The following is a 21,758-nucleotide window of genomic DNA, read 5'->3' on the forward strand; positions in this document are numbered from 1 at the left end:
ATGTCATCACCTGCCCAGCCCGACGTCCCGATCTGGACCACGGTGCAGGAGCTCCTCGAAGCGGATGACAGAGTCACCCCTCAGCTCCAGGGATTCCTCAGCCTCGCTGTTCCTGCCGGTGTGATGGCGGCGACGCTCTATCTCGAGGTCCCCAACGATCTCACCGCCGCGCAGATCAACAAGAGACTGCGCCTGCCGATCATGGAGGCTCTCTCTCACATCGGCGACGAGGTCACCTCCTACCGAGTGGTGGTCAACCACGAACTCGCCGAGCAGCCGACGGCGCCCATCGCCGTCGCCGACTACGGCCGCCAGGAGCAGATCCGCGTCGAATCTCCGATGGAGCAGCCGACGCAGCAGCGTCACGAGTCACGCCTCAATCCCAAGTACACCTTCGACAACTTCGTCATCGGGCAGTCCAACAGGTTCGCCCATGCCGCAGCCGTCGCTGTCGCCGAAGCGCCGGCCAAGGCCTACAACCCGCTCTTCATCTACGGTGACTCCGGCCTCGGCAAGACACACCTGCTGCACGCGATCGGTGACTACGCCCAGTCGCTCTATGCCGGCGTCAAGGTCAGGTACGTGTCGAGCGAGGAGTTCACGAACGATTTCATCAACTCGATCGCGAACAACCGGGGTGCGGCGTTCCAGGCCCGGTACCGCGACGTCGACATCCTCCTGATCGACGACATCCAGTTCCTGCAGGGTCGCGCCGAGACCCAGGAGGCGTTCTTCCACACCTTCAACACGCTCCACGACCACAACAAGCAGGTCGTGATCACGAGCGATGTCGCCCCGAAGCATCTGACCGGATTCGAGGACCGGATGCGGAGTCGGTTCGAGTGGGGTCTGATCACCGACGTCCAGGCTCCCGACCTCGAGACGAGGATCGCGATCCTGCGCAAGAAGGCGCAGAGCGAAGCCCTTCATATTCCCGATGAGGTACTCGAGTACATCGCCACGGTGGTGTCGTCGAACATCCGCGAACTCGAAGGTGCGCTGATCCGGGTCTCGGCCTTCGCCAGCCTGAACCGCTCGGCTCTCGACATCTCTCTGGCGCAGACGGTGCTGCGCGACATCATCGACACGGCAGAGGACAACATCATCTCGCCGACGGACATCATCACTGCGACCGCGCAGTACTTCAAGCTCACGGTCGACGACCTCTACGGCTCGAGCAGGTCGCAGCAGATCGCGACCTCGCGTCAGATCGCCATGTACCTGTGCCGGGAGCGCACCAGCCTGTCTCTGCCGAAGATCGGGCAGCTGTTCGGCAACCGTGATCACACCACCGTGATGTACGCCTACAAGAAGATCAGCGAGCTCATGAAGGAGCGTCGTTCGATCTACAACCAGGTGACCGAGATCACCACACAGCTCGGTCGACGCTGAACTCACGTCACCTCTAAAAAGGGGGTCGTAGCTTCCGATGGGACGCTACGGCCCCCTTTCCGTGCGTGCGGGAGGCATATGCGCGACCGGATCGATGCCAGTTTGCACATGTGGATAACTTGTGGATGAGTCGCCTCGAGATCGGGACGGATGTGTGTGAAACGGCCGAACCTGTGGATAACTCGGGGAGACGGTTCGACCGAGGGGAAGCTGTCCACCCGCGGATTCCTCAGGGTTTCCACAACTGACAACCGTGTAGTTCCCTACTCGCGTCTGCTTTCCACCGAGTTATCCACAGTATCCACAGGTGTTAACACCGTTAAGGAGTTAATTCAATTCAAGGGCGATCCGATCACCAGACGGTGGGGAAAGTCCGACGGGCCGGAGGTTTGCACCGGTCGTAGGGATACGCCCGACTGTGGGGCTAGCATGGGAAGCCCTGCACAGGCAGGACCGATGACGACACGTCTCAGAATGACGACAAGGGAGCACCAGTGAGGTTTCAGGTCAACCGCGATGTCTTCAGCGAGGCTGTCTCGTTCGTCGTCAAGCTGCTTCCGCAGCGCAACCCGCAGCCGATCCTCGCCGGAGTCCTCATCGAGGCAGACGGATCCGGGCTGACACTCTCGGCCTTCGACTACGAAGCATCCGCTCGGACCACCATCGAGGCCACGGTCGACACACCCGGCACGATCCTCGTTCACGGCCGACTGCTCTCCGACATCGCCAGCCGCCTCCCGAATGCTCCGATCGAGATCGCCGTCGAGGACGACGGCAGCATCACGGTCACCTGCGGCTCGGCTCGATTCACTCTCGCAGCCATGCCGGTCGAGGAATATCCATCCATCCCCGAGGTCTCCGGCTCGTCTGGTGTCGTCCCCGCCGATGACTTCGGAACCGCGATCGCTCAGGTCGGCTTCGCCGCATCGCGTGATGACGTGACCCCGGTGCTCACCGGTGTCCAGCTCGAGGTCTCCGGGCACACGCTCAGCCTGGTCGCCACCGACCGCTACCGCGTCTCGCTCCGAGACGTCCCCTGGGATGGCGAGGCTGTCGAGGCGAGCGCGCTGGTTCCCGCACGCACGCTTCTCGAGGTCGGAAAGACGTTCGGTCACGCCGGAACGATCCAGATCGCGTTCTCCGGAGCCGGCGACCGCGAGATCATCGCCTTCACGGCGGGCAACAAGACGGTCACCTCGCTGCTGATCAAGGGCAACTTCCCGCCTGTCCGTCGTCTCTTCCCCGAGCAGACCGAGCACTACGCGGTCGTCAACACCGCCGACCTGGTCGAAGCGGTCCGCCGTGTGTCGCTCGTGCTGGATCGCGCTGCTCCGCTGCGCTTCACGTTCACGTCCGACAGCGTCACGATGGATGCATCGGGCAGTGAGCACGCTCGCGCCTCGGAGTCCGTCGACGCGATCCTGAACGGTGGCGACGACGTCACTCTGGGCCTCAACCCGCAGTACCTCATCGAGGCGCTCGGCGCGGTCAAGAGCGAGTTCGTCCGCGTCACGTTCACCTCGAGCGACAACGCGAACAAGCTCAGCCCGGTGCTGATCACGAGCCAGACCTCGGTCGATCAGGCCGGACTCGACTCGTTCAAGTACCTGCTGCAGCCCAACCTGCTGCTCCGCTGATCCTGCGACGGGCGCGCTTCCGCGCGGCGACAGCGGTGTCAGACCCCGAAGGTAGGCTGACAGCGTGATTGTGGAACACCTGAGCCTGGTCGACTTCCGCAATTACGCGACCGCGGATCTGGCCCTGCACAAGGGCCCCAACGTTCTGGTCGGCCGAAACGGACAGGGCAAGACGAATCTCGCAGAAGCGGTCGTCTTCCTCGCCACTCTCGGCTCCCACCGGGTCTCGTCGGATGCGCCGATGGTGCGCGAAGGTCAGGACTTCGCCATCATCCGTGCTCGCCTCTCGCACGGTGAACGCAAAGTGCTGATCGAGGTGCAGCTCAACAAGCAGGGATCCAACAAGGCGCGCATCAACGGCTCGCCCTCGAAGACCAATGAGCTTCCCCGGTATGCGCATGTGGTGCTGTTCGCCCCTGAAGATCTCCAGATCGTGCGCGGCGATCCGTCGTCGCGGCGTCGTTTCGTCGACCAGCTGCTGATCCAGCGCACTCCTCGCATGTCCTCGGTGCTCGCCGACTACGACCGTGTGCTCAAGCAGCGCAACGCCCTGCTGAAGTCGGCACGGGCGCGGGGCATCAAAGGCGAAGGCCTGAGCACCCTCGACGTGTGGGACGACAAGCTCGTCTCGCTCGGGGCAGAGATCATCACGGCGCGGCAGCGTCTCGCGGCCGATCTGCAGAATCCGGTCGCAGAGGCATACGCGGCGATAGCCGGTGAGGACCACCGTCCGCAGCTCGACTGGGCGCTCTCGGTGCGCGGCGCAGATCCCGAAGAGGGAGTCGATGCGCCGGCCGAGACGTCGGGAGACATCGCCGAGATGTTCCACGCCGCGCTGCTCGCCAAGCGATCGAATGAACTCGACCGCGGACTCACCCTCACCGGCCCTCATCGCGACGATCTCGTACTCCGGGTGCGTGGTCTGCCTGTGAAGGGCTATGCATCCCACGGAGAATCCTGGTCCGTGGCTCTCGCTCTGCGCCTCGCCTCGGCCGAGCTGCTGCGCAGCGAGTCCCCCGCCGGCGACCCCGTGCTGATCCTCGACGACGTGTTCGCCGAACTCGACGCAGACCGCCGTCAGCGTCTCGCCGCCCTCACCGCGGGATACGAGCAGGTGGTCGTCACTGCAGCGGTGGAGGAGGATATCCCCGAGGTGCTCCACGCGCATGTGGTGAGGATCTCCGCCGGAACCATCAGCGACGAGAGGGAGGTGTCCGATGAGTGACACCACACCTGTTCCGGCATCCGAGACCCCCGAGACGGTCGCGACCTATCTGCGACTGCGTGGTCTCGCACCGAGCTCGAAGTCGTGGAAGCGCAAGCGGCGGATCGTCACAGACGATGACAACGCCCCCTTCACGCCCGGCCGCGATCCCGGCCCCCTCGGAGCGGTGCTCGACAAGCTCAGCCGCGACTCGGGGTGGCAGAAGACCCTGGCCCGTGAAGACCTGGTCAGGCAGTGGGCCGATCTCGCGGGCACCGACACCGCGAAGCACTCCGAACCCGTCTCGCTCGAGCGTGGAGTGCTCACCGTGAAGTGCGATTCGACCGCCTGGGCGAAGAACCTCCAGTACATGCGAGGGACCATCCTCACCGAGATCGGTCGACGGTATCCGGATGCCGGGGTCGAGAACCTCCGCTTCATCGGACCGGACGTACCCTCGTGGAAATGGGGTCCCAGAGTCGTTCCAGGACGGGGCCCGCGCGATACCTACGGGTAGGGCACCGTTCAGGGGGTTCGGGAGGCTCAGAGGGCCACACACGGCCGTTCAGCGGGATTTCGAGTCGAAAGACCGCTAGAATGGGAGTTCGTGATATCGATGTGGAGTATGCCCTCTGATGACGCCTGAATTCCCTGCTGACGAGACGGAATCGACCACCGGGGAAACCCCTGACCCCTCCCAGGGCGCAGAGACCCAGACTCCCGCGGAAGCGGAGACGAGGTCTACATCGATCTCCCCCAAGATCAAGCAGCCCGGCGAGTACGGTGCCGACTCGATCCAGATCCTCGAGGGACTCGAGGCGGTGCGCAAGCGCCCCGGCATGTACATCGGATCCACGGGTCCGCGTGGTCTGCACCACCTGGTCTACGAGATCGTCGACAACTCGGTCGATGAGGCTCTGGCCGGCTACGCCGACACGATCTACGTGACGCTGCTCGAGGACGGCGGCGTGCGCGTCATCGACAACGGCCGCGGAATCCCGGTCGACCCGCACTCCTCCGACCCGTCGAAGTCGACGGTCGAGGTCGTGCTGACCATCCTGCATGCGGGTGGCAAGTTCGGTGGCGGTGCCTACGCCGTCTCGGGTGGTCTGCACGGCGTCGGCTCCTCTGTCGTGAACGCCCTGTCGACCCGCTTCGATGTCGAGGTCAAGCAGAAGGGCTTCGTCTGGCGGCACAGCTTCGCCGACGGTGGAGTTCCGCAGCAGAAGCTCATCAAGGGCGAGGAGACCGACGACACCGGCACGAGCATCACGTTCTGGCCGGATGCCTCGATCTTCACCGAGACGACCGACTTCGACTACGACACCCTGCGCACCCGCTTCCAGCAGATGGCGTTCCTCAACAAGGGACTCCGTATCGAGCTGCTCGACGAGCGCGCGTCCTCGGCCTATGAGGTCGAAGATGCCGGTGTGACCACGACCAAGCAGCCGGGCGATGTCTTCTTCTACGAGCGTGGACTGGTCGACTACGTCGAGTACCTCAACAAGGTGCGTCACGCCGAGGTCGTCAACGACGAGATCATCGCTTTCGAGTCCGAGGACACGGCGCGCAAGATCTCGCTCGAGGTCGCGATGCAGTGGACCACCTCGTACACCGAGAACGTCTTCACCTATGCGAACACGATCAACACCCACGAGGGCGGCACCCACGAAGAGGGCTTCCGCGCCGCGCTCACCACGCTGGTGAACAAGTACGCGCGCGCGAACAACATCCTCAAGGAGAAGGAAGAGAACCTCTCCGGCGACGACGTGCGCGAGGGACTGACCGCCGTCATCTCGATCAAGCTCGGCGAGCCCCAGTTCGAGGGTCAGACCAAGACCAAGCTCGGCAACACCGAGGCCAAGGCTTTCGTGCAGAAGGTCGTGGGCGATCAGCTCGGCGACTGGTTCGACCGCAACCCGGCCCAGGCGAAGAACATCATCCGCAAGGCGCTCGACGCCGCGACCGCACGTCTCGCCGCACGCAAGGCGCGCGAGACCGCACGACGCAAGAGCGTGTTCGAGTCCGCGGCGATGCCCGACAAGCTCAAGGACTGCACCAGCAAGGACCCCTCGATCAGCGAGATCTTCCTCGTCGAGGGTGACTCGGCCGGCGGCTCGGCAGTGCAGGGACGCGACCCGCACACGCAGGCGATCCTCGCGCTCCGCGGCAAGATCCTCAACGTCGAGCGCGCACGTCTCGACAAGGCGCTCGGCAACCGCGAGGTCCAGGCGATGATCCAGGCCTTCGGCACGGGCATCGGCGAAGAGTTCGACATCGAGAAGGCGCGCTATCACAAGATCGTGCTGATGGCGGATGCCGATGTCGACGGTCAGCACATCACGACGCTGCTGCTGACGCTGCTGTTCCGGTACATGCGCGGACTCATCGAGGCGGGCTTCGTGTACCTCGCGATGCCGCCGCTGTACCGCCTCAAGTGGTCGAACTCCGCACACGAGTACGTGTTCAGTGACGCCGAGCGCGACGCGCTGCTGAAGTTCGGCCTCGACAACGGCAAGCGCATCCCGAAGGACGCCGGCATCCAGCGCTACAAGGGTCTCGGCGAGATGAACGCCAAGGAGCTGTGGGAGACCACGATGGACCACACCACGCGGACGCTCCGCCAGGTGACCATCGAGGATGCCGCGGCAGCCGACGAGATCTTCAGCGTGCTGATGGGCGAGGACGTCGAATCCCGACGCAGCTTCATCCAGCGCAACGCCAAGGACGTCCGCTTCCTCGACATCTGAGGCGCTCCGCGCCCTGCATTCGCTCGACTAACGACCGGAATCGACAACACACATGACTGACGACGCACGCCCCGAGCCCCCGGCACACGACCACGGAAAGATCGACCAGGTCGATCTGCAGTCCGAGATGCAGCGCAGCTATCTCGACTACGCGATGGCCGTGATCGTCGGCCGTGCCCTCCCCGACGTGCGCGACGGTCTGAAGCCTGTGCACCGCCGCGTGATCTACGGCATGTACGACGGCGGATTCCGGCCCGACAAGTCGTTCTCGAAGTGCGCCCGTGTCGTCGGCGAGGTCATGGGTCAGTACCACCCGCACGGTGACTCGGCGATCTACGACGCCCTCGTGCGTCTGGTGCAGCCGTGGGCGCTGCGGTACCCGCTCGCGCTGGGTCAGGGCAACTTCGGCTCTCCCGGCAACATGGGCGCCGCGGCTCCTCGATACACCGAGACCAAGATGGCTCCCCTCGCGCTCGAGATGGTGCGCGACATCGAAGAAGACACCGTCGACTTCCAGGACAACTACGACGGCCAGACCCAGGAACCGACGGTTCTTCCCGCGCGGTTCCCGAACCTGCTCGTCAACGGCTCGGTCGGTATCGCCGTCGGCATGGCGACCAACATCCCCCCGCACAACCTGCGTGAGATCTCGGATGCTGCGCTCTGGGCCCTCGACAACCCCGGCCTTCCGCGTGACGAGCTGCTCGACGGGCTGATCCAGCGCGTTCCGGGCCCCGACTTCCCGACCGGCGCTCAGATCCTGGGCACCAAGGGAATCCACGAGGCGTATCGCACCGGCCGCGGATCCATCACGATGCGCGCGGTCGTCAACGTCGAGGAGATCCAGGGCCGCACATGCCTCGTGATCACCGAGCTGCCGTACCAGGTCAACCCCGACAACGTCGCCGTGAAGATCGGCGACCTCGTGCGTGACGGCAAGATCAGCGGCATCGCCGACATCCGCGACGAGTCCTCCGACCGCACGGGTCAGCGCCTCGTCGTCGTGCTCAAGCGCGATGCCGTCGCGAAGGTCGTGCTCAACAACCTCTACAAGCACACGCAGCTTCAGGAGAACTTCGGCGCCAACATGCTCGCGATCGTCGACGGCGTGCCGCGCACGCTGGCGATCGACGGGTTCGTGACCTACTGGATCACCCACCAGCTCGAGGTCATCGTCCGCCGCACGCGCTTCCGTCTGGCGAAGGCCGAGCGTCGCATGCACATCCTGCGCGGTTATCTCAAGGCGCTCGACGCGCTCGACGAGGTCATCGCCCTGATCCGCCGCTCCGCCACGGTCGAGGACGCCCGCGAGGGGCTGAAGAAGCTCCTCGAGATCGACGACGACCAGGCCCAGGCCATCCTCGACATGCAGCTCCGCCGCCTCGCGGCTCTCGAGCGGCAGAAGATCCTCGACGAGGCGGCCGAGCTCGAGCGTCTCATCGCCGAGTACCAGGCGATCCTGGCCGATGAGTCGCTGCAGCGCGACATCATCCGCGAGGAGCTCACGGGCATCGTCGACCGCTTCGGCGACGACCGCCGCACGCACATCCTGCACGGTTTCGACGGCGATGTCTCGATGGAAGACCTCATCGCCGAAGAGGAGATGGTCGTCACCATCACCCGCGCCGGGTACATCAAGCGCACGCGGAGCGACAACTATCGGTCGCAGCACCGCGGCGGCAAGGGCATCAAGGGCGCCCAGCTGCGGGCGGATGACATCGTCGAGCATTTCTTCGTGACGACGACGCACCACTGGCTGCTGTTCTTCACCGACAAGGGGCGCGTGTACCGCGCGAAGACCTATGAGGTTCCCGAGGCCGGGCGCGACGCCAAGGGAACGCACGTCGCGAACCTGCTCGCCCTGCAGCCCGACGAGAACATCGCGCAGGTGCTCGACATCCGCGACTACGAGGTCGCCGACTATCTGGTGCTCGCGACGCGCGACGGTCTCGTCAAGAAGACGCGCCTCGACACGTATGACACCAACCGCCAGGGCGGCGTCATCGCGATCCGTCTGAACGACGAGGACGAGCTCGTCTCGGCCCTCATGGTCAACGCCGAGGACGACATCCTTCTCATCAGCCGTCGGGGCATGTCGGTCAGGTTCAGCGCGACCGACGAGGCGCTGCGGCCGATGGGCCGCGCGACCGCGGGTGTGAAGGGCATGAAGTTCCGTGAGGGCGACAGCCTGCTGTCGGCATCCGTCGCAGCCCCCGGTCAGTTCGTGTTCGTGGTGACCGACGGCGGGTACGCCAAGCGCACGGCCGTCGAGGAATACCGCGTCCAGGGACGCGGTGGTTACGGCATCAAGGTGGCCAAGCTCCACGACGATCGGGGCACTCTCGCGGGTGGTCTGATGGTCTCGTCCGACGACGAGGTCCTTGTGGTTCTGTCCAGCGGCAAGGTGGTACGCTCTGCCGTGGCCGAGGTGCCCGCCAAGGGCCGAGACACCATGGGAGTGGTGTTCGCACGGACGACGGAAGCCGACCGGATCCTCGCCATCGCCCGCAACGGCGAGCGGGGCCTCACCGAAGAAGACGAATCGGATGAGGCTGAGGTGGAATCCGAGTCCACCGCCCCCGAGACGAACGAGAACCCTGAGGAAGCAGACGCATGAGCACAGTAGCCGACAAGCTGGCGAAGAAGTCCACGCGCAAGACCAGTGGCAAGCAGGTGCGCCTGCGTCTCGTCTACGTCGACTTCTGGTCGGCCGTGAAGCTCTCCTTCCTCGGAGCGGTCGCACTCGCGATCGTCACCATGGTGTCGTTCTTCCTGATCTTCCTGGTGCTCCAGGCGACGGGACTCCTCACCCAGGCCGACGAGATCATCGGCGCGATCACCGACAACTCGGTGCGCATCTCCGAGGTGGCCGGTCTTCCGCAGGTGATGGCGTTCGCCGCCGTCGTGTCGATCCTGAACCTCATCGTCTTCACGGTGCTCGGCGCGGTCGTCGCCGGCATCTACAACGTCGCCGTGAAGGTGACGGGCGGTCTGCTCGTCGGCTTCATGTCGAACTGATCCTCCGGATTCGAAGAGGGGCGGATGCTGCGGCATCCGCCCCTCTTTCTGTTCTCCGGCGGAGTAGGGAAAACCCGAAGCCGGGTGTCTGGTTTGCTCGGTGTCGGCGCGATCGGCGCCGCCGTACCTTTGAACCATGACCACACACACTGCCACGCCACCACAGGCAACGGCCACGAAGCCGCCGCTGCGCATCGTGCTCACGATCCTGCACCTCGCAGGCATCGGAGTCATCGGCGGCTTCATCTTCGCGACTCTCTCCGGACTCCTCGGCACAGGCCTCGGCCTGCTCTTCGCGGCGGGCGTCGGCATCGTGCTGCTCGTCGGACTCGTCTACGCCCTCTTCGGCGTGGGCTGGTTCGAGGTGGCGCGGGTCAGCGCCCTCTACCGGTCGCCGATCACGCCGCTCAGGTGGCGTCCGCGTGACCGTCCCGGGTTCTCCGGCTGGGTGCGCTCGCTCGGACGCCAGTCGATCGACGGCCGCATGTGGCGGGCACTCGCGAACTTCGCGATCACCGCCGTACTCGGCTGGATCGTGCTGCGCCTCGCCTTCGGCCTGGTGTGGTCGATCACGATCTCGTTCGCACCTCTCACCGGAGCGGATGCCGTGATGGGCCCGTTCGGCGGAGGCGGCATCGACCCCGCGTGGGCACCGCTCGTCGGCATCCTCGGCATCGCAGCCTGCCTTGCCGGAATGATCGGTCTGGCGCTCCTGAACCGTGTGCTGTCGCTCGCCATCGTCGTTCGCAGCCGTGAGGCAGAGCTCACGGAGCGAGTGCGCACCAGCACCGCTCAGCGTGAGGGCGCGGTGCGCGCCGCAGATGTCGAGCGCACCCGCATCGAGCGGGATCTGCACGACGGCGTCCAGCCGCGACTCGTCTCGGTCGGCATGACCCTGGGGCTCGCACAGCAGAAGATCGACAACGATCCGGATGCGGCCAAAGAGCTGATCGCCGAGGCACACACCTCGACCAAGGCGGCGATCACCGAACTCCGTCAGTTGGCCCGCGGCATCCATGCATCCGTCCTCGACGATCGAGGCCTCGACGCAGCCCTCTCGGCCCTCGCAGGCCGGTCGCACATCCCCGTGAGTCTCGACGTGCGGATGGACGGACGCTGCAGCCGTGAGGCCGAGGCCGCCGTGTACTTCTCGATCGCCGAGTCGCTCACGAACGCCGCCAAGCATTCACGAGCCAGCGAGGCACGGGTCACCGTCCGTCTCCGCGACGGAGGAGTGCTCTGGGCACGTGTCGAAGACAACGGCATGGGCGGCGCGCAGGTGCAGCCCGGCGGCGGGCTCGACGGCATCGCGAATCGCGTGCTGGCAGCCGGCGGAACCTTCCGCCTCGAGAGCCCCGTCGGCGGGCCGACCAGCCTGGAGGTGAACGTGCCATGCGCATCCTGATCTGCGAGGACTCCGTCCTGCTGCGCGAGGGACTCGTGCGACTGCTCGAGGACGCCGGCCACAGTGTGGTCGCAGCTCTCCCCGACACCAACGGTCTCAGCGAAGCCGTGGTCGAGACCGATCCGGAGCTCTGCATCCTCGATGTCAGGCTGCCCCCGACGTTCACCGATGAGGGCATCCGCGCGGCACTCGGCCTGCGCGTCACGAACCCTGCGCTGCCGCTGCTCGTGCTCTCGCAGTACGTCGAGGAGCGGTATGCCTCCGACCTCATCGCGGCGCAGGGCGGGCCGCTGGGCTATCTGCTCAAGGATCGTGTCGCCGACGTCTCGGAGTTCCTCGCCTCGGTACAGAGGATCTCGGAGGGCGCGACGGTGCTCGACCCCGAGGTCGTGGCTCAACTGCTGATGCGTCGCAACCGGGACGACCGCATGCAGCGTCTCACCGAGCGCGAGCGCACCGTGCTGTCGCTCATCGCCGAGGGCAAGTCGAACCAGGCCATCGCGGGCCTGCTCTTCCTCTCGGAGGCGAGCGTGGAGAAGCACATCACCGCGATCTTCCAGAAGCTGGGCTTCGAGCAGGGCGAGTCGGGCAACCGACGCGTGCTGGCGGCCCTCGCACACATCGAGAACACGGGCGGCACGCCGCCGACCGGACAGACAGGACTGGGACGATGACCACGAACGACGACTTCCAGGGCGGGCACACCCCCCTCACTCCCCCGCCGGCATCTGCGCCTCAGGGCCATGAGCAGGCCCCCGCCTCCGCCACCGCTCAGACGACACCCGCCGACGCGGGGCGCTCGTCGGGAACGACGGCGATCATGATCGTGACGGCGATCGTCGGCGGAATCGCGCTGCTCGGCGCGGGAGGGTCTGCCGCCTTAGCGGCGACCGGCACCATGATGGGTTCTTCCGAGGGCAGCGATTCGGTGCTGACCGAGGATGTCTCAGGCATCGAGGGCATCGACCTCGACGTAGATGCGGGAAACATGCGCATCGAATTCGGAGACGTCGACGAGGCCCGGCTTGCGATCACCGACGCCCGTGGCCCGGCGTGGACTCTCGAGCGTGACGGAGACGACCTGGTCGTGCGGAGTCCGGAGTTCCGTTTCGGATGGTGGTTCGGCAGCTGGTTCGGTGACGACCAGTCTGCGGTGCTGACCCTCCCTGAAGAACTTCGCGACGCGCAGCTCGACGCCGACCTCACGCTCGATGCGGGCAGCCTCGATGTGGTCGGTGAGTTCGGCGCTCTCGACGTCACCGTCAACGCGGGGGCCCTCGATCTCGAAGGAGCGGCGGACAGCCTCAGCATCGACATGAGCGCCGGCCGTGCGGACGCGCTGCTCGACGGCGTCGACGAGGCGAACCTCAGCGTCTCGGCGGGCGATCTCAACGTGGAGCTGACCGGACGTGCACCGTCGCAGACGACGATCGACGTGAGCGCGGGATCGGTCGACCTCACCGTTCCTGACGAGTCGTACTCGATCATCCAGGACGTCAGCGCCGGATCGCTCGACGCGAAGGTCGACCAGTCATCCGACACCCGGAACGTGATCGACGTCTCGCTTTCGGCGGGCAGCGTGACCATCCGCCCGGGGCGCTGACCACGATCGAGGGCAGGGGCGCGCCGTGCCCCTGCCCTCGATTGGGTATTTCGAGGAATCTCCGGTAAAGTTTCGGAGGTTGACGGGCCCATAGCTCAGGCGGTTAGAGCGCTTCACTGATAATGAAGAGGTCCCAGGTTCAAGTCCTGGTGGGCCCACTCCTCAACTTAAAAATTCCCTCACGGGGCCTTAGCTCAGTTGGTAGAGCGCCTGCTTTGCAAGCAGGATGTCAGGAGTTCGAATCTCCTAGGCTCCACACTGTGTTGAGACAGTTCGAGAAGGCCCCGCCTAGTGCGGGGCCTTCTCGTTTCTCCCCTCGCGCGTGCTCGGCAGCTACGCTCGTGGGATGAGCGCATCAGTGACGGATACCTCGCCGGTCGTCGCCCGGCCCCCGCGCTGGTTCGCCCGACGTCGGTTCGTGCTGATCATGAGCCTTTTCGTCATCCCGATCGCACTCTCCGCATCCTTGAACAGCTACGGACCGCTCACCGTCGACTCCGCCCTGCGCATGGCCTTCGCTTCGGTCGCCGGTCAGACCATCGCGATCCTGGGCGCGCTGGTGGCGTTCGTCATCACGCTCACGTCTCGCCGCAGCCTCCCCGGCGTCGTCTTCTTCGCACTGGTGGTGTTCTTCGTCACCACGAATGCCGTCACGGTGATGGGTGGAACAGGACAGCTGCTTCTGGATCGACTCGACCTGATCGCCGAGACGGCCGCCCTCGACTAGCGCATCCCGCGCTCCTCCACAGGTGTTAACAACCCTGTTAACAACTGCCCCAGCCTGCTCGAAACGCTGATCTTCGAGTCCACAGGTGTGGATGGGCCTGTTAACAACTAGGAGATGCCCTAGTTATCAACCCCCCTTCTCACTTCCAGGTCGAGGGCGTAGCGTGCACGCATGGCTGACAGGGAGACGATGATCCAGACCGAGGTCGTGTTCGACGGAGCGAGCTTCCTGCTCTCCCAGGATCAGGACGTCGACGACCTGCGAGAACGCATCGAGTCGGCGACGAGGACCTCCGGCACGTTCGTCGACCTGGTCGTGGTCGGAAACAGGGCCGTGAGCGTCCTGATCACCCCGAACACCCAGGTGACGATCAGCGTCGCACCGGTGGCGTACGACCCGCGTGACACCGGCGACGTGGACTTTCCCTACAGCGGATACCACGACGAACTCTGAAGGCGGGATGCGGCGGCAGAACCGCCCGTGATCAGAGCTTCGGACCGCGGATGATCCGTACCGGCCCCCTGGCCTCACGGATGCTCACCCGCTCGCCCTTCTGAGTGACGACGAGCTCGTCGCGGTCGGCGAGCTCTGCGGCTACACGCCGGACGTCGGACATCAGAGGGCGCCAGGTCTCGCCGCCCACCGTGCGGGCGACATCGCTCGGGCAGATCGACGACTCCGCACGCTTCCGGGTGAGTGCACGAAGCGCGGCCGCGATCCTCTCGTCGAAGCCGGCGCCGGCGCGGTCCTCCCACCAGGGCTCCCCACGTTCACCCAGCGCGGTCTTCGCATCGTGCACCCGGCGTCGCGCATCGGGATCCTGGGCCTTCACGGCACGACGCGCAGCCATGAGCTCGTCGACCAACTCCTGGCGGAACGCGTCGGGGATCGACGGGTCCGTCGCCCGCCATCGCCGTCCGTCGATGATGACGTGGTGCCCGTCTGCGGTGTGCTCCGGGCCGCGCACATCGCTGAGATCGGTGCTGTCGTCGGGTGCCATGGTGCCAGTCTCGTCACCCGGATCGCGTCGGCCAAGGGGCTTGACCGCTCGTGAGCGGGCGATCCGCGGCGCAGTTCAGACCGCGGTGAGCCCGTGGGGTGCGATGTTCAGTCGCTCGCACCCGTCAGCGGTCACGACGACGATGTCCTCGATGCGTGCACCCCACTCGCCCGCGAAGTAGATGCCGGGTTCGATGCTGAAGGCCATGCCCTCGCGCAGCACCAGATCGTTGCCGGGCGCGATGTAGGGCTCCTCATGCACCGAGACGCCGATCCCATGACCGGTGCGATGCAGGAAGGCCTCTGCGAGCCCGGCCTCGGCCAGCACCGAGCGCGCCGCCGCGTCGACCTCCTCTGCCGTCACTCCGGGGCGCACGGCGTCGACCGCGGCGTGCTGAGCGCGCACGAGCACCGCGATGCGATCGGCGGCCTCGGGGTCGGGGGCGCCGACGACGTAGGTGCGGGTGCTGTCGGAGTTGTAGCCGCTGGGCACTGCTCCCCCGATGTCGACGACCACGATCTCGCCGTCGCCGATCACACGGTCAGACACCTCGTGGTGCGGGTCGGCGCCGTTCGGGCCCGAGCCGACGATGACGAATTCGACGGTGCGGTGTCCCTCGGCGACGATGGCCTCGGCGATGTCGGTCGCCACCTCGCGCTCGGTGCGCCCTGCGCGCAGCCACTCGGGCACGCGCCTGTGCACGGCATCGATCGCCGCACCGGCGAGGCGCAGCTCGGCGACCTCCTCGGGATCCTTGATCATCCGACCCTCACGCAGCACCGGTGTCGCGAGCTCGGCGCGCACGTCGATCCGGTCGGCCAGCGGAATGACGTGCAATGCCGGCAGTGCGTCGGAGACACCCACCCTCGAGACGGAGCCGAGGGCTTCGGCCACGAGGTCGTAGGGGTTGTCGCCATCGACCCAGTCGGAGACCGCGAGTCCGAGCTGCCCCACGGCGGTGGTCCTGACCTTCGCCAGCTCCATCCGGGGCACGATGATCGTGGGTGCGATGCCGGGTCCGAGCACGAGTGCGGTGAGGCGTTCGATCGTGTCGCCTTCGACTCCGACCAGGTACTGCAGGTCGGGCCCAGGGCCGACGACTATCCCGTCGAGGCCGGAGTCGGCGGCGAGAGATGCTGCGCGGTCGAGTCGGGCGGCGTACACGGAGGCGGGGAACGGCAGTGTGCTCACGGCATCCACGCTACTGCTCGGGCCCCGGCCAGGGAACGGCGACTCAGCTCACGGCGAGGCGGATGCGCTCAGTGAGCAGCTTGCGGTTCGCGGGGGTCAGGTCGAGCAGCGCGTAGGCGGTCGGCCACATCGTGCCGTCGTCGAGGTTCGAGATGGGCTCGAAGCCGAAGGTGCCGTAGCGCACCTTGAACTTGCTCGCCGGCTGGAAGAAGCAGAGCACCTTGCCGTCCTTGCCCCACGCCGGCATGCCGTAGTAGGTGCGCGGCATGAGCTCGGGAGCGACCTCGGTGACGAGGGCATGCAGCGCCAAAGACAATTCGCGATCCTTGTCGTCCGGCAGCTTCGCCACCGCAGCCTCGAGATCTGCGACCCCCTCGGCACGCACCTCTTCAGCGCTCTTCTTGGCCCGAGAGCGCGACTTGCGCTTGTCGGCCGCGGCCTCCTTCATGGCCTCGCGTTCCTCGGCGCTGAAGTTCTTCTCGTTGTCAGCCATGACGGGTTCCTTTCTCGGCGTGATCTGCGATGAACATCACACTACGGATGCCGCGGTCGGCTGTGCTTCTCGATTCCTGATCGATCCGGCCATCCTGTGCGAGCACGACTCGACACACAACGCTCGAGGTCATTGCGCGGCGGCTAGGGTGAGGGCATGGACATGCGGGTCGCGGCATACGCGGTCGTCACCGATGACGACGGACGCATACTTCTCGCGCGATGGACCGAGGGTCGTCGAGTCGCGTGGACCATGCCCGGTGGTGGCCTCGAGGCGGGCGAGGCACCCGAAGACGCCGTGCGACGGGAGCTTCGTGAGGAGACCGGCTACAGCGTCAAGGTCGGAGAGCTGCTCGGCATCCACTCGCGGGTGATCCCCGCCAGCCAGCGGGTGAACGACTCAGACCAGCCCCTGCACACGCTGCGCATCGTGTATCGAGCATCGGTCACGGGCGGCAAGCTGACCTTCGAGGCCGACGGCTCGACCGACATGGCCGAGTGGTTCCCTCTCAAGGCCGTGAAGGAACTGCAGAGGGTGAAGCTGGTCGACATCGCGCTGCGGATGGCCGGCATCCTCTGAGTCAGCCGCGCGCCTCTTCGGGAACCGAGATGTCGGCCACCGTGGCGCCGTAGGCGGTGATGAGATCGTCTGCATCGACGAACAGGCTGTACCCGTGGGCGCCGGCTCCCATGGCGATCCGCTGTCCGACGATCGACTCGTCGGCGAACACGGGCCATTCGGTGGTGCTGCCGATGGGCACGATGGTGCCGCGCTCGTACCCGGTCGCCGCGAGGGCGAGCTCCGGCTCAGGCAGACGCAGCTTGTTCACACCGACCACTGCCCGCAGCTTGGGCCACGAGATCGATCTGCCGCCCGGAACGAGCGCGAACAGGTAGGTGTCGTCCGAGCGCTTGACGACGAGGGTCTTGACGATGCCGGAGGGCAGGATGCCGAGCAGCTCCGCAGCTTCGACGAGGCTGCGGGCGGCTGGCCGTTCGCGGATCTCGATATCGAGGCCTCGTGCGGCTGCGGCATCCCTCACCCGGGCATGCAGATCCCCCGGCTCGGAGGCCGGGGGCTGCGATGTCGAGGTCACGCGTCAGGTGCAGCGAGCGGGTCGTCGGCGACCCAGAGCTCGTCGTCCGCGCGCAGTGCCTGCCAGGCGGCGTAGAGAACACCGGCTGCTGCGGCGACTCCGAGGATCAGGGCGATGATCGAGCCGACGCCCGGGCCCTTCGGCTCGGGCTTGGTGGCCTTCCGGACCTTGCGAACGACACCCTCGCGCTTGGCGTTGGCGACGTCCCACGCGGTGAGCGCGGTTCCGACGACTCCACCGACGATCGGGACGACCTTGTCGTCCACGACGTGGTGCCCGAACCGCACGCCACGGTCGACGACCGGGGCGACGCGACGGTTGTAGGTGTCCTGCACGACAGGACCGACCTGCTCGCGACCGAAGTGGCCGAGCTGGCGTCCGGCCTCACGTGCGACGTCGGCGGCGTGGCCGACCAGGACCTGCTGGTTCTCCCAGAGCTGGTTGGCGTCGTTCTGAAGACGACGCAGCTCCTTCTTCCGCTTGCGGCTGATGCTCACGATGCTCTCCTGTCGATTGGAGTACGGATTCCCCATCTTGCCACGCGACCCTGGATGGGGCGAGGGAATCGCCGAACCCTTGCGTCGAAGGGCGAACACCGCTAGACGCGGGCCAACTCATGGGAAGCTCTGCGAGAATGGACGCATGGCTCACGCTTCTCATGTCGCAACCCTGCACACCAACCACGGTGACATTGTCATCAACCTCTTCGGCGATCACGCTCCGAAGACGGTCAAGAACTTCGTCGGCCTCGCCGACGGCACCCAGGAGTGGACGCACCCCGCCACCGGCAAGCCCGGCGAGGGCGCTCTCTACAAGGACGTCATCTTCCACCGGATCATCCCGAACTTCATGATCCAGGGCGGCGACCCGCTCGGACAGGGCGTCGGCGGTCCCGGCTACAACTTCGACGACGAGATCAACATGGAGCTCAACTTCAACGAGCCCTACATCCTCGCCATGGCCAACGCCGGCCTGCGTCGAAACGCCATCACGGGCAAGCCCGAGGGCACCAACGGCTCGCAGTTCTTCATCACGACCGACCCCACGCCCTGGCTCCAGGGCAAGCACACGATCTTCGGCGAGGTCGCGGATGACGCCTCCAAGGCTGTCGTCGACGCGATCGCCGCAGTGCCGACGGCCGCGGGCGACCGCCCCATCGAGCCCGTCGTGCTGCAGTCGATCGACATCGTCGCGGCCTGACGCCGACGCTGGCCGATCCGGATGACCACGCCTGAGTTCGCGGACAACCGCGACAACTTCTGCTACCGGCATCCGGATCGGCAGAGCTTCGTGCTCTGCCAGCGGTGCCTGCGCACCATCTGCCCCGAGTGCCAGACGCAGGCACCCGTCGGAGTGATCTGCCCTGAATGCATGGCGGATCAGCGCAAGAACCGCACTCCCGCCCAGAAGCGCGCCGAGCGCCGCTGGGGCGGCCGCAACTCCGCCACCGCCACCGTGCGCAGTGGCAAGCCGATCGTCACCTACGTGCTGCTCGCGGTGACGTCGTTCATCGGGCTGGTGCAGCTCATCCCGGGGATCGGCGATGCGATCACGGGCCAGCTGCTCTTCGCCGCGGGCTACCTGTACCCCAACCTGTCGCTCATGTCGTTCGAGCCCTGGCGACTTCTCACCGCCGTCTTCGCGCATGGCGGGTTCCTGCATCTCGCGCTCAACATGCTCGCTCTGTGGATGCTGGGGCAGAGCCTCGAGCCGATGCTGGGCCGGGTCCGCTTCCTCGCGCTGTATCTGATCAGCGGTCTCGGCGGCTCCGTCGCCGTCGCCCTGCTCGCGCCCGGGACCGCGACGGTCGGCGCGTCCGGTGCGATCTTCGGCCTGATGGCCGCGCTGCTCATCATCGGCAGGCACATCGGTGCGAATGTGACGGGGATCCTCGTGATCCTCGGCATCAACTTCGTCGTCGGATTCGTGTTCTCTCAGAACATCGCCTGGCAGGCGCACCTCGGCGGTGCGATCGTCGGAGCACTGCTCGCCTTCATCCTCACCAGAACCCGAAGGCGCGAGCAGCGCACACTGCAGATCGTGCTGCTCGCCGCGGTCGTCGTCGCCCTGATCCTGATCGTCGCCCTGTTGGTGCCATTCCTGATCACGACGGTTTACTCCTGATCAAGAGTTGTTAACAGGGTTGTTAACCGTTGTGAATAACATGGGTGTAATTCTCCCCAGGGTGGGGATAACCTGTGGATAACTCTCTTTCGTCGAGAACGAAAGAAGGCCCCTCTCGCCGGAGCGAGAGGGGCCTTCTTCGAAGAGGAGGGGCTGGCGTCAGCGCCAGCGAGTGGTCATCAGGAAGCCGATCAGGGCGATGCCCAGGCCGATCGCGAGGTTCCAGTTGTCGAGACCCGGGATCGGGAACTGCATGCCGGAGATGTAGAACACGAGAATCCACACCAGACCGAGGAGCATGAAGCCGATCATCACCGGCTTGAACCACACGGCGTTGGGTGCGGCTTCGCCTTCGCTGCGCGGAGCTTCGGGTTCTTCAGTCTTGCGGTCGCGTGCCATTCCCACAGTGTACCCAAGAGTGTCATATCGCGCGGAAAAGCAAGGCCAGAGGGCTGGTGTCCAGGTCTGGCGGATAAGATCTGGCCATGACTGCATCCGTCGTCTCGGGGGAGCGACGTGCACACCGCCGTCGCCCCCGATCGCGCGCGACCTTCACGAGCGTCCTCGGGGAGCTGCTGCTCACCGGCGGAGTGCTCGTGCTCCTCTTCGTCGCGTGGCAGATGTGGATCGGCGACATCATCATCGCCGCACAGAAGAACGACGAGGGCGCGGCCATGTCTCAGACGCTTGCTGAGGCTCCCGCACCCGAGCCCCCGCCGCTGGTCGAGGGGGAGGACGGCACGACCTACTACGAGCCCGTGATCCCTGCCGCACCCGCAGACGCGCAGTGGTTCGCACAGATGCAGGTCCCGCGTTTCGGGTCCGAGTACAACGTCGGCATCTACGGCGGCACGAGCCGTGCGCGCACTCTCGACGACCTCGGAATCGGCGTGTACACCGACTCGAAGATGCCCGGCGAGGTCGGCAACTTCGCCATGGCCGGGCACCGCACCACATGGGGCAAGCCCTTCAACCAGCTCGACAAGCTCCAGGTCGGCGATGCGATCGTCGTCGAGACCCCCGACGGATGGTTCACCTACCGTTTCCGGACGCTGGAGTACGTGAAGCCGACCCAGACCGACGTGCTGCTCGATGTGCCGCAGATGCCCGGCGTCGAGACCGGCGAGAAGTACATCACACTGACCGCCTGCTCCCCGCTCTACTCACTGGCCGAGCGCATCGTCGCCTACGGGGTGTTCGAGAGCTTCCAGCCGCGCGCCGAAGGCCCGCCCACAGCTCTCACCGACCCCCCGCCTCCGCCGGCAGCGCCGTCGATCTAGCCGAACGGAACGAGACACATCATGTATGCCGCCCTCTGGCGCCTGCTGCCCGGTCCGTGGTGGCTGAAGCTCTTCTTCCTTCTCGTGCTCATCGCAGCGGTGCTCTACGGGCTGTTCTGGTTCGTGTTCCCCTGGGTGAGCCCCCTGATCACCCCGGGCGAGGTCGATCTCGAATGACCCGCGTGCTCGTCGTGGACAACCACGACAGCTTCGTGCACACCCTCGTCGGGTACCTGCGTGAGCTCGGCGCCGACGTCACGCTGATCGAGGCGGATGCCACCGACGCCGTGCAGCTCGAGGGGATGCTGCCCGCGTTCGATGCGCTGCTGCTCTCGCCCGGACCGGGCGCTCCGGCCGATGCCGGGGTCTCGATCGATGCCGTGCGCCTCGCCACGCGGATGCGGATGCCGCTCCTCGGGGTCTGCCTCGGGCATCAGGTGATCGGCGCGGCGTTCGGCGCGGCCGTGTCGGAGGCGCCCGAGCTGATGCATGGCATGGTGTCGCCGGTCACGCATGACGGCTCGGCGCTCTTCGCCGGCATCCCCTCGCCGTTCGATGCCGGCAGGTATCACTCCCTAGCCCTCGCGGAGTCGGCGCTGCCGTCTGACGTGGTCGTCACTGCACGCACCGACAGCGGCACCGTGATGGCCCTGGAGCACACTCGGCTGCCGATTCTCGGGGTGCAGTTCCACCCCGAGAGCGTGCTCACAGAAGGTGGCTACCGTCTACTCGCGAACTGGCTCGAACTCTGCGGCGACGCAGATGCCGTGGCGCTGTCATCGAACCTGCACCCGCTGTCGGGGGAGTGACGCGCCGCTGAGGTGTCGTCCCGGTCGCG

The 21,758-nt window shown here is 66.0% G+C and carries 24 protein-coding genes and 2 tRNA genes; 20 read left to right on the top strand and 6 right to left on the bottom strand.

Annotated elements, in window-relative coordinates:
• The 14 genes from dnaA to FIV50_RS00070 all read left to right on the top strand — a co-directional run bounded on the left by dnaA (position 1) and on the right by FIV50_RS00070 (position 14,189).
• Positions 1-1,392, top strand: a complete 1,392-nt coding sequence (dnaA, locus tag FIV50_RS00005; RefSeq protein ID WP_140035638.1) for a chromosomal replication initiator protein DnaA — start codon at positions 1-3, stop codon at positions 1,390-1,392.
• A 494-nt stretch (positions 1,393-1,886) separates the two neighbouring features.
• Complete coding sequence (gene dnaN, locus FIV50_RS00010; RefSeq protein ID WP_042541557.1) at positions 1,887-3,029, top strand: DNA polymerase III subunit beta; 1,143 nt, start codon at positions 1,887-1,889, stop codon at positions 3,027-3,029.
• Positions 3,030-3,093: 64 nt separating this feature from the next.
• The gene (recF, locus tag FIV50_RS00015) at positions 3,094-4,254 is read left to right on the top strand and encodes a DNA replication/repair protein RecF (RefSeq protein ID WP_140035639.1); all 1,161 of its coding nucleotides are present in this window, start codon (positions 3,094-3,096) and stop codon (positions 4,252-4,254) included.
• A complete protein-coding gene (locus tag FIV50_RS00020; protein ID WP_140035640.1) occupies positions 4,247-4,750 on the top strand; it encodes a DUF721 domain-containing protein in 504 nt (167 codons plus the stop codon). The genes recF and FIV50_RS00020 overlap by 8 nt, the downstream gene beginning before the upstream one ends.
• 118 nt (positions 4,751-4,868) lie before the next feature.
• Entirely contained in the window at positions 4,869-6,983 is a 2,115-nt protein-coding gene (gene gyrB / locus FIV50_RS00025; protein ID WP_258184339.1) for a DNA topoisomerase (ATP-hydrolyzing) subunit B, read from the top strand.
• Between the two features lie 52 nt (positions 6,984-7,035).
• Complete coding sequence (gyrA, locus tag FIV50_RS00030) at positions 7,036-9,600, top strand: DNA gyrase subunit A (RefSeq protein ID WP_140035641.1); 2,565 nt, start codon at positions 7,036-7,038, stop codon at positions 9,598-9,600.
• A complete protein-coding gene (locus FIV50_RS00035) occupies positions 9,597-10,001 on the top strand; it encodes a DUF3566 domain-containing protein (RefSeq protein WP_140035642.1) in 405 nt (134 codons plus the stop codon). Before gyrA ends, FIV50_RS00035 begins: the two co-directional genes overlap by 4 nt.
• A gap of 136 nt (positions 10,002-10,137) precedes the next feature.
• Positions 10,138-11,406 (top strand): sensor histidine kinase, encoded by a 1,269-nt coding sequence (locus FIV50_RS00040; RefSeq protein WP_140035643.1) that lies wholly within the window; start codon positions 10,138-10,140, stop codon positions 11,404-11,406.
• Positions 11,394-12,080 carry a LuxR C-terminal-related transcriptional regulator gene (locus FIV50_RS00045; protein ID WP_140035644.1) on the top strand — a complete coding sequence of 229 codons (687 nt, stop codon included), beginning with the start codon at positions 11,394-11,396 and terminating at the stop codon, positions 12,078-12,080. The genes FIV50_RS00040 and FIV50_RS00045 overlap by 13 nt, the downstream gene beginning before the upstream one ends.
• Positions 12,077-13,009 carry a DUF4097 family beta strand repeat-containing protein gene (locus FIV50_RS00050; RefSeq protein WP_181164271.1) on the top strand — a complete coding sequence of 311 codons (933 nt, stop codon included), beginning with the start codon at positions 12,077-12,079 and terminating at the stop codon, positions 13,007-13,009. The genes FIV50_RS00045 and FIV50_RS00050 overlap by 4 nt, the downstream gene beginning before the upstream one ends.
• Before the next feature lie 84 nt (positions 13,010-13,093).
• A tRNA-Ile gene (locus FIV50_RS00055) sits at positions 13,094-13,167 on the top strand.
• A gap of 25 nt (positions 13,168-13,192) precedes the next feature.
• A tRNA-Ala gene (locus FIV50_RS00060) sits at positions 13,193-13,265 on the top strand.
• A gap of 90 nt (positions 13,266-13,355) precedes the next feature.
• Positions 13,356-13,736, top strand: coding sequence for a hypothetical protein (locus FIV50_RS00065; protein ID WP_140035645.1), 381 nt, complete (start codon positions 13,356-13,358; stop codon positions 13,734-13,736).
• A gap of 171 nt (positions 13,737-13,907) precedes the next feature.
• Complete coding sequence (locus FIV50_RS00070; protein ID WP_140035646.1) at positions 13,908-14,189, top strand: hypothetical protein; 282 nt, start codon at positions 13,908-13,910, stop codon at positions 14,187-14,189.
• A 31-nt stretch (positions 14,190-14,220) separates the two neighbouring features.
• Here the strand turns inward: FIV50_RS00070 and FIV50_RS00075 are convergent, their stop codons facing one another.
• The 3 genes from FIV50_RS00075 to FIV50_RS00085 form a co-directional block, all read right to left on the bottom strand.
• Entirely contained in the window at positions 14,221-14,736 is a 516-nt protein-coding gene (locus tag FIV50_RS00075; protein WP_140035647.1) for a DUF3253 domain-containing protein, read from the bottom strand.
• Between the two features lie 75 nt (positions 14,737-14,811).
• Positions 14,812-15,927, bottom strand: coding sequence for a M24 family metallopeptidase (locus FIV50_RS00080; protein WP_140035648.1), 1,116 nt, complete (start codon positions 15,925-15,927; stop codon positions 14,812-14,814).
• A 43-nt stretch (positions 15,928-15,970) separates the two neighbouring features.
• The gene (locus tag FIV50_RS00085) at positions 15,971-16,420 is read right to left on the bottom strand and encodes a DUF1801 domain-containing protein (RefSeq protein WP_140035649.1); all 450 of its coding nucleotides are present in this window, start codon (positions 16,418-16,420) and stop codon (positions 15,971-15,973) included.
• A 156-nt stretch (positions 16,421-16,576) separates the two neighbouring features.
• On the opposite strand from FIV50_RS00085, the gene FIV50_RS00090 reads away from it, so the two are divergent.
• A complete protein-coding gene (locus FIV50_RS00090) occupies positions 16,577-16,999 on the top strand; it encodes an NUDIX hydrolase (RefSeq protein WP_140035650.1) in 423 nt (140 codons plus the stop codon).
• 1 nt (position 17,000) lies between these two features.
• Here the strand turns inward: FIV50_RS00090 and FIV50_RS00095 are convergent, their stop codons facing one another.
• A complete protein-coding gene (locus FIV50_RS00095) occupies positions 17,001-17,462 on the bottom strand; it encodes an aminoacyl-tRNA deacylase (protein WP_181164366.1) in 462 nt (153 codons plus the stop codon).
• A 50-nt stretch (positions 17,463-17,512) separates the two neighbouring features.
• Positions 17,513-18,013 (bottom strand): DNA helicase, encoded by a 501-nt coding sequence (locus tag FIV50_RS00100; RefSeq protein ID WP_140035651.1) that lies wholly within the window; start codon positions 18,011-18,013, stop codon positions 17,513-17,515.
• 145 nt (positions 18,014-18,158) lie between these two features.
• On the opposite strand from FIV50_RS00100, the gene FIV50_RS00105 reads away from it, so the two are divergent.
• Positions 18,159-18,716, top strand: a complete 558-nt coding sequence (locus tag FIV50_RS00105; protein ID WP_056375004.1) for a peptidylprolyl isomerase — start codon at positions 18,159-18,161, stop codon at positions 18,714-18,716.
• Positions 18,717-18,737: 21 nt separating this feature from the next.
• Positions 18,738-19,640, top strand: coding sequence for a rhomboid family intramembrane serine protease (locus FIV50_RS00110; protein ID WP_140035652.1), 903 nt, complete (start codon positions 18,738-18,740; stop codon positions 19,638-19,640).
• A gap of 159 nt (positions 19,641-19,799) precedes the next feature.
• Here FIV50_RS00110 and FIV50_RS00115 read toward each other — a convergent pair whose 3' ends face one another.
• On the bottom strand, positions 19,800-20,039 hold the full coding sequence (locus FIV50_RS00115; protein WP_140035653.1) for a cell division protein CrgA: 240 nt from the start codon (positions 20,037-20,039) through the stop codon (positions 19,800-19,802).
• An 86-nt stretch (positions 20,040-20,125) separates the two neighbouring features.
• On the opposite strand from FIV50_RS00115, the gene FIV50_RS00120 reads away from it, so the two are divergent.
• Genes FIV50_RS00120 through FIV50_RS00125 form a run of 3 tightly spaced genes read left to right on the top strand, consistent with a single transcriptional unit; the run spans position 20,126 to position 21,729 of the window.
• Complete coding sequence (locus FIV50_RS00120) at positions 20,126-20,920, top strand: class E sortase (RefSeq protein ID WP_140035654.1); 795 nt, start codon at positions 20,126-20,128, stop codon at positions 20,918-20,920.
• Positions 20,921-20,941: 21 nt separating this feature from the next.
• Positions 20,942-21,097: a hypothetical protein gene (locus FIV50_RS17550; RefSeq protein ID WP_042541024.1), complete on the top strand. Its 156-nt coding sequence runs from the start codon at positions 20,942-20,944 to the stop codon at positions 21,095-21,097.
• Positions 21,094-21,729 (top strand): anthranilate synthase component II, encoded by a 636-nt coding sequence (locus FIV50_RS00125; RefSeq protein WP_140035655.1) that lies wholly within the window; start codon positions 21,094-21,096, stop codon positions 21,727-21,729. The genes FIV50_RS17550 and FIV50_RS00125 overlap by 4 nt, the downstream gene beginning before the upstream one ends.
• The last annotated feature ends 29 nt before the right edge of the window (positions 21,730-21,758 follow it).

Source organism: Microbacterium foliorum (genome assembly GCF_006385575.1).
Taxonomy (GTDB): domain Bacteria; phylum Actinomycetota; class Actinomycetes; order Actinomycetales; family Microbacteriaceae; genus Microbacterium; species Microbacterium foliorum_B.

What these genes read in the sequence shown, in the direction of transcription:
- gyrB (WP_258184339.1), top strand. Translation starts at nt 4,869, where the DNA reads ATGACGCCTGAATTCCCTGCTGACGAGACGGAATCGACCACCGGGGAA.
- FIV50_RS00050 (WP_181164271.1), top strand. Translation starts at nt 12,077, where the DNA reads ATGACCACGAACGACGACTTCCAGGGCGGGCACACCCCCCTCACTCCC.
- FIV50_RS00105 (WP_056375004.1), top strand. Translation starts at nt 18,159, where the DNA reads ATGGCTCACGCTTCTCATGTCGCAACCCTGCACACCAACCACGGTGAC.
- FIV50_RS00125 (WP_140035655.1), top strand. Translation starts at nt 21,094, where the DNA reads ATGACCCGCGTGCTCGTCGTGGACAACCACGACAGCTTCGTGCACACC.
- FIV50_RS17550 (WP_042541024.1), top strand. Translation starts at nt 20,942, where the DNA reads ATGTATGCCGCCCTCTGGCGCCTGCTGCCCGGTCCGTGGTGGCTGAAG.
- FIV50_RS00075 (WP_140035647.1), bottom strand. Translation starts at nt 14,736, where the DNA reads ATGGCACCCGACGACAGCACCGATCTCAGCGATGTGCGCGGCCCGGAG.
- FIV50_RS00115 (WP_140035653.1), bottom strand. Translation starts at nt 20,039, where the DNA reads ATGGCACGCGACCGCAAGACTGAAGAACCCGAAGCTCCGCGCAGCGAA.
- FIV50_RS00020 (WP_140035640.1), top strand. Translation starts at nt 4,247, where the DNA reads ATGAGTGACACCACACCTGTTCCGGCATCCGAGACCCCCGAGACGGTC.
- FIV50_RS00085 (WP_140035649.1), bottom strand. Translation starts at nt 16,420, where the DNA reads ATGGCTGACAACGAGAAGAACTTCAGCGCCGAGGAACGCGAGGCCATG.
- dnaA (WP_140035638.1), top strand. Translation starts at nt 1, where the DNA reads ATGTCATCACCTGCCCAGCCCGACGTCCCGATCTGGACCACGGTGCAG.
- FIV50_RS00045 (WP_140035644.1), top strand. Translation starts at nt 11,394, where the DNA reads ATGCGCATCCTGATCTGCGAGGACTCCGTCCTGCTGCGCGAGGGACTC.
- FIV50_RS00040 (WP_140035643.1), top strand. Translation starts at nt 10,138, where the DNA reads ATGACCACACACACTGCCACGCCACCACAGGCAACGGCCACGAAGCCG.
- gyrA (WP_140035641.1), top strand. Translation starts at nt 7,036, where the DNA reads ATGACTGACGACGCACGCCCCGAGCCCCCGGCACACGACCACGGAAAG.
- FIV50_RS00110 (WP_140035652.1), top strand. Translation starts at nt 18,738, where the DNA reads ATGACCACGCCTGAGTTCGCGGACAACCGCGACAACTTCTGCTACCGG.
- FIV50_RS00120 (WP_140035654.1), top strand. Translation starts at nt 20,126, where the DNA reads ATGACTGCATCCGTCGTCTCGGGGGAGCGACGTGCACACCGCCGTCGC.
- FIV50_RS00035 (WP_140035642.1), top strand. Translation starts at nt 9,597, where the DNA reads ATGAGCACAGTAGCCGACAAGCTGGCGAAGAAGTCCACGCGCAAGACC.
- FIV50_RS00090 (WP_140035650.1), top strand. Translation starts at nt 16,577, where the DNA reads ATGGACATGCGGGTCGCGGCATACGCGGTCGTCACCGATGACGACGGA.
- FIV50_RS00070 (WP_140035646.1), top strand. Translation starts at nt 13,908, where the DNA reads ATGGCTGACAGGGAGACGATGATCCAGACCGAGGTCGTGTTCGACGGA.
- FIV50_RS00065 (WP_140035645.1), top strand. Translation starts at nt 13,356, where the DNA reads ATGAGCGCATCAGTGACGGATACCTCGCCGGTCGTCGCCCGGCCCCCG.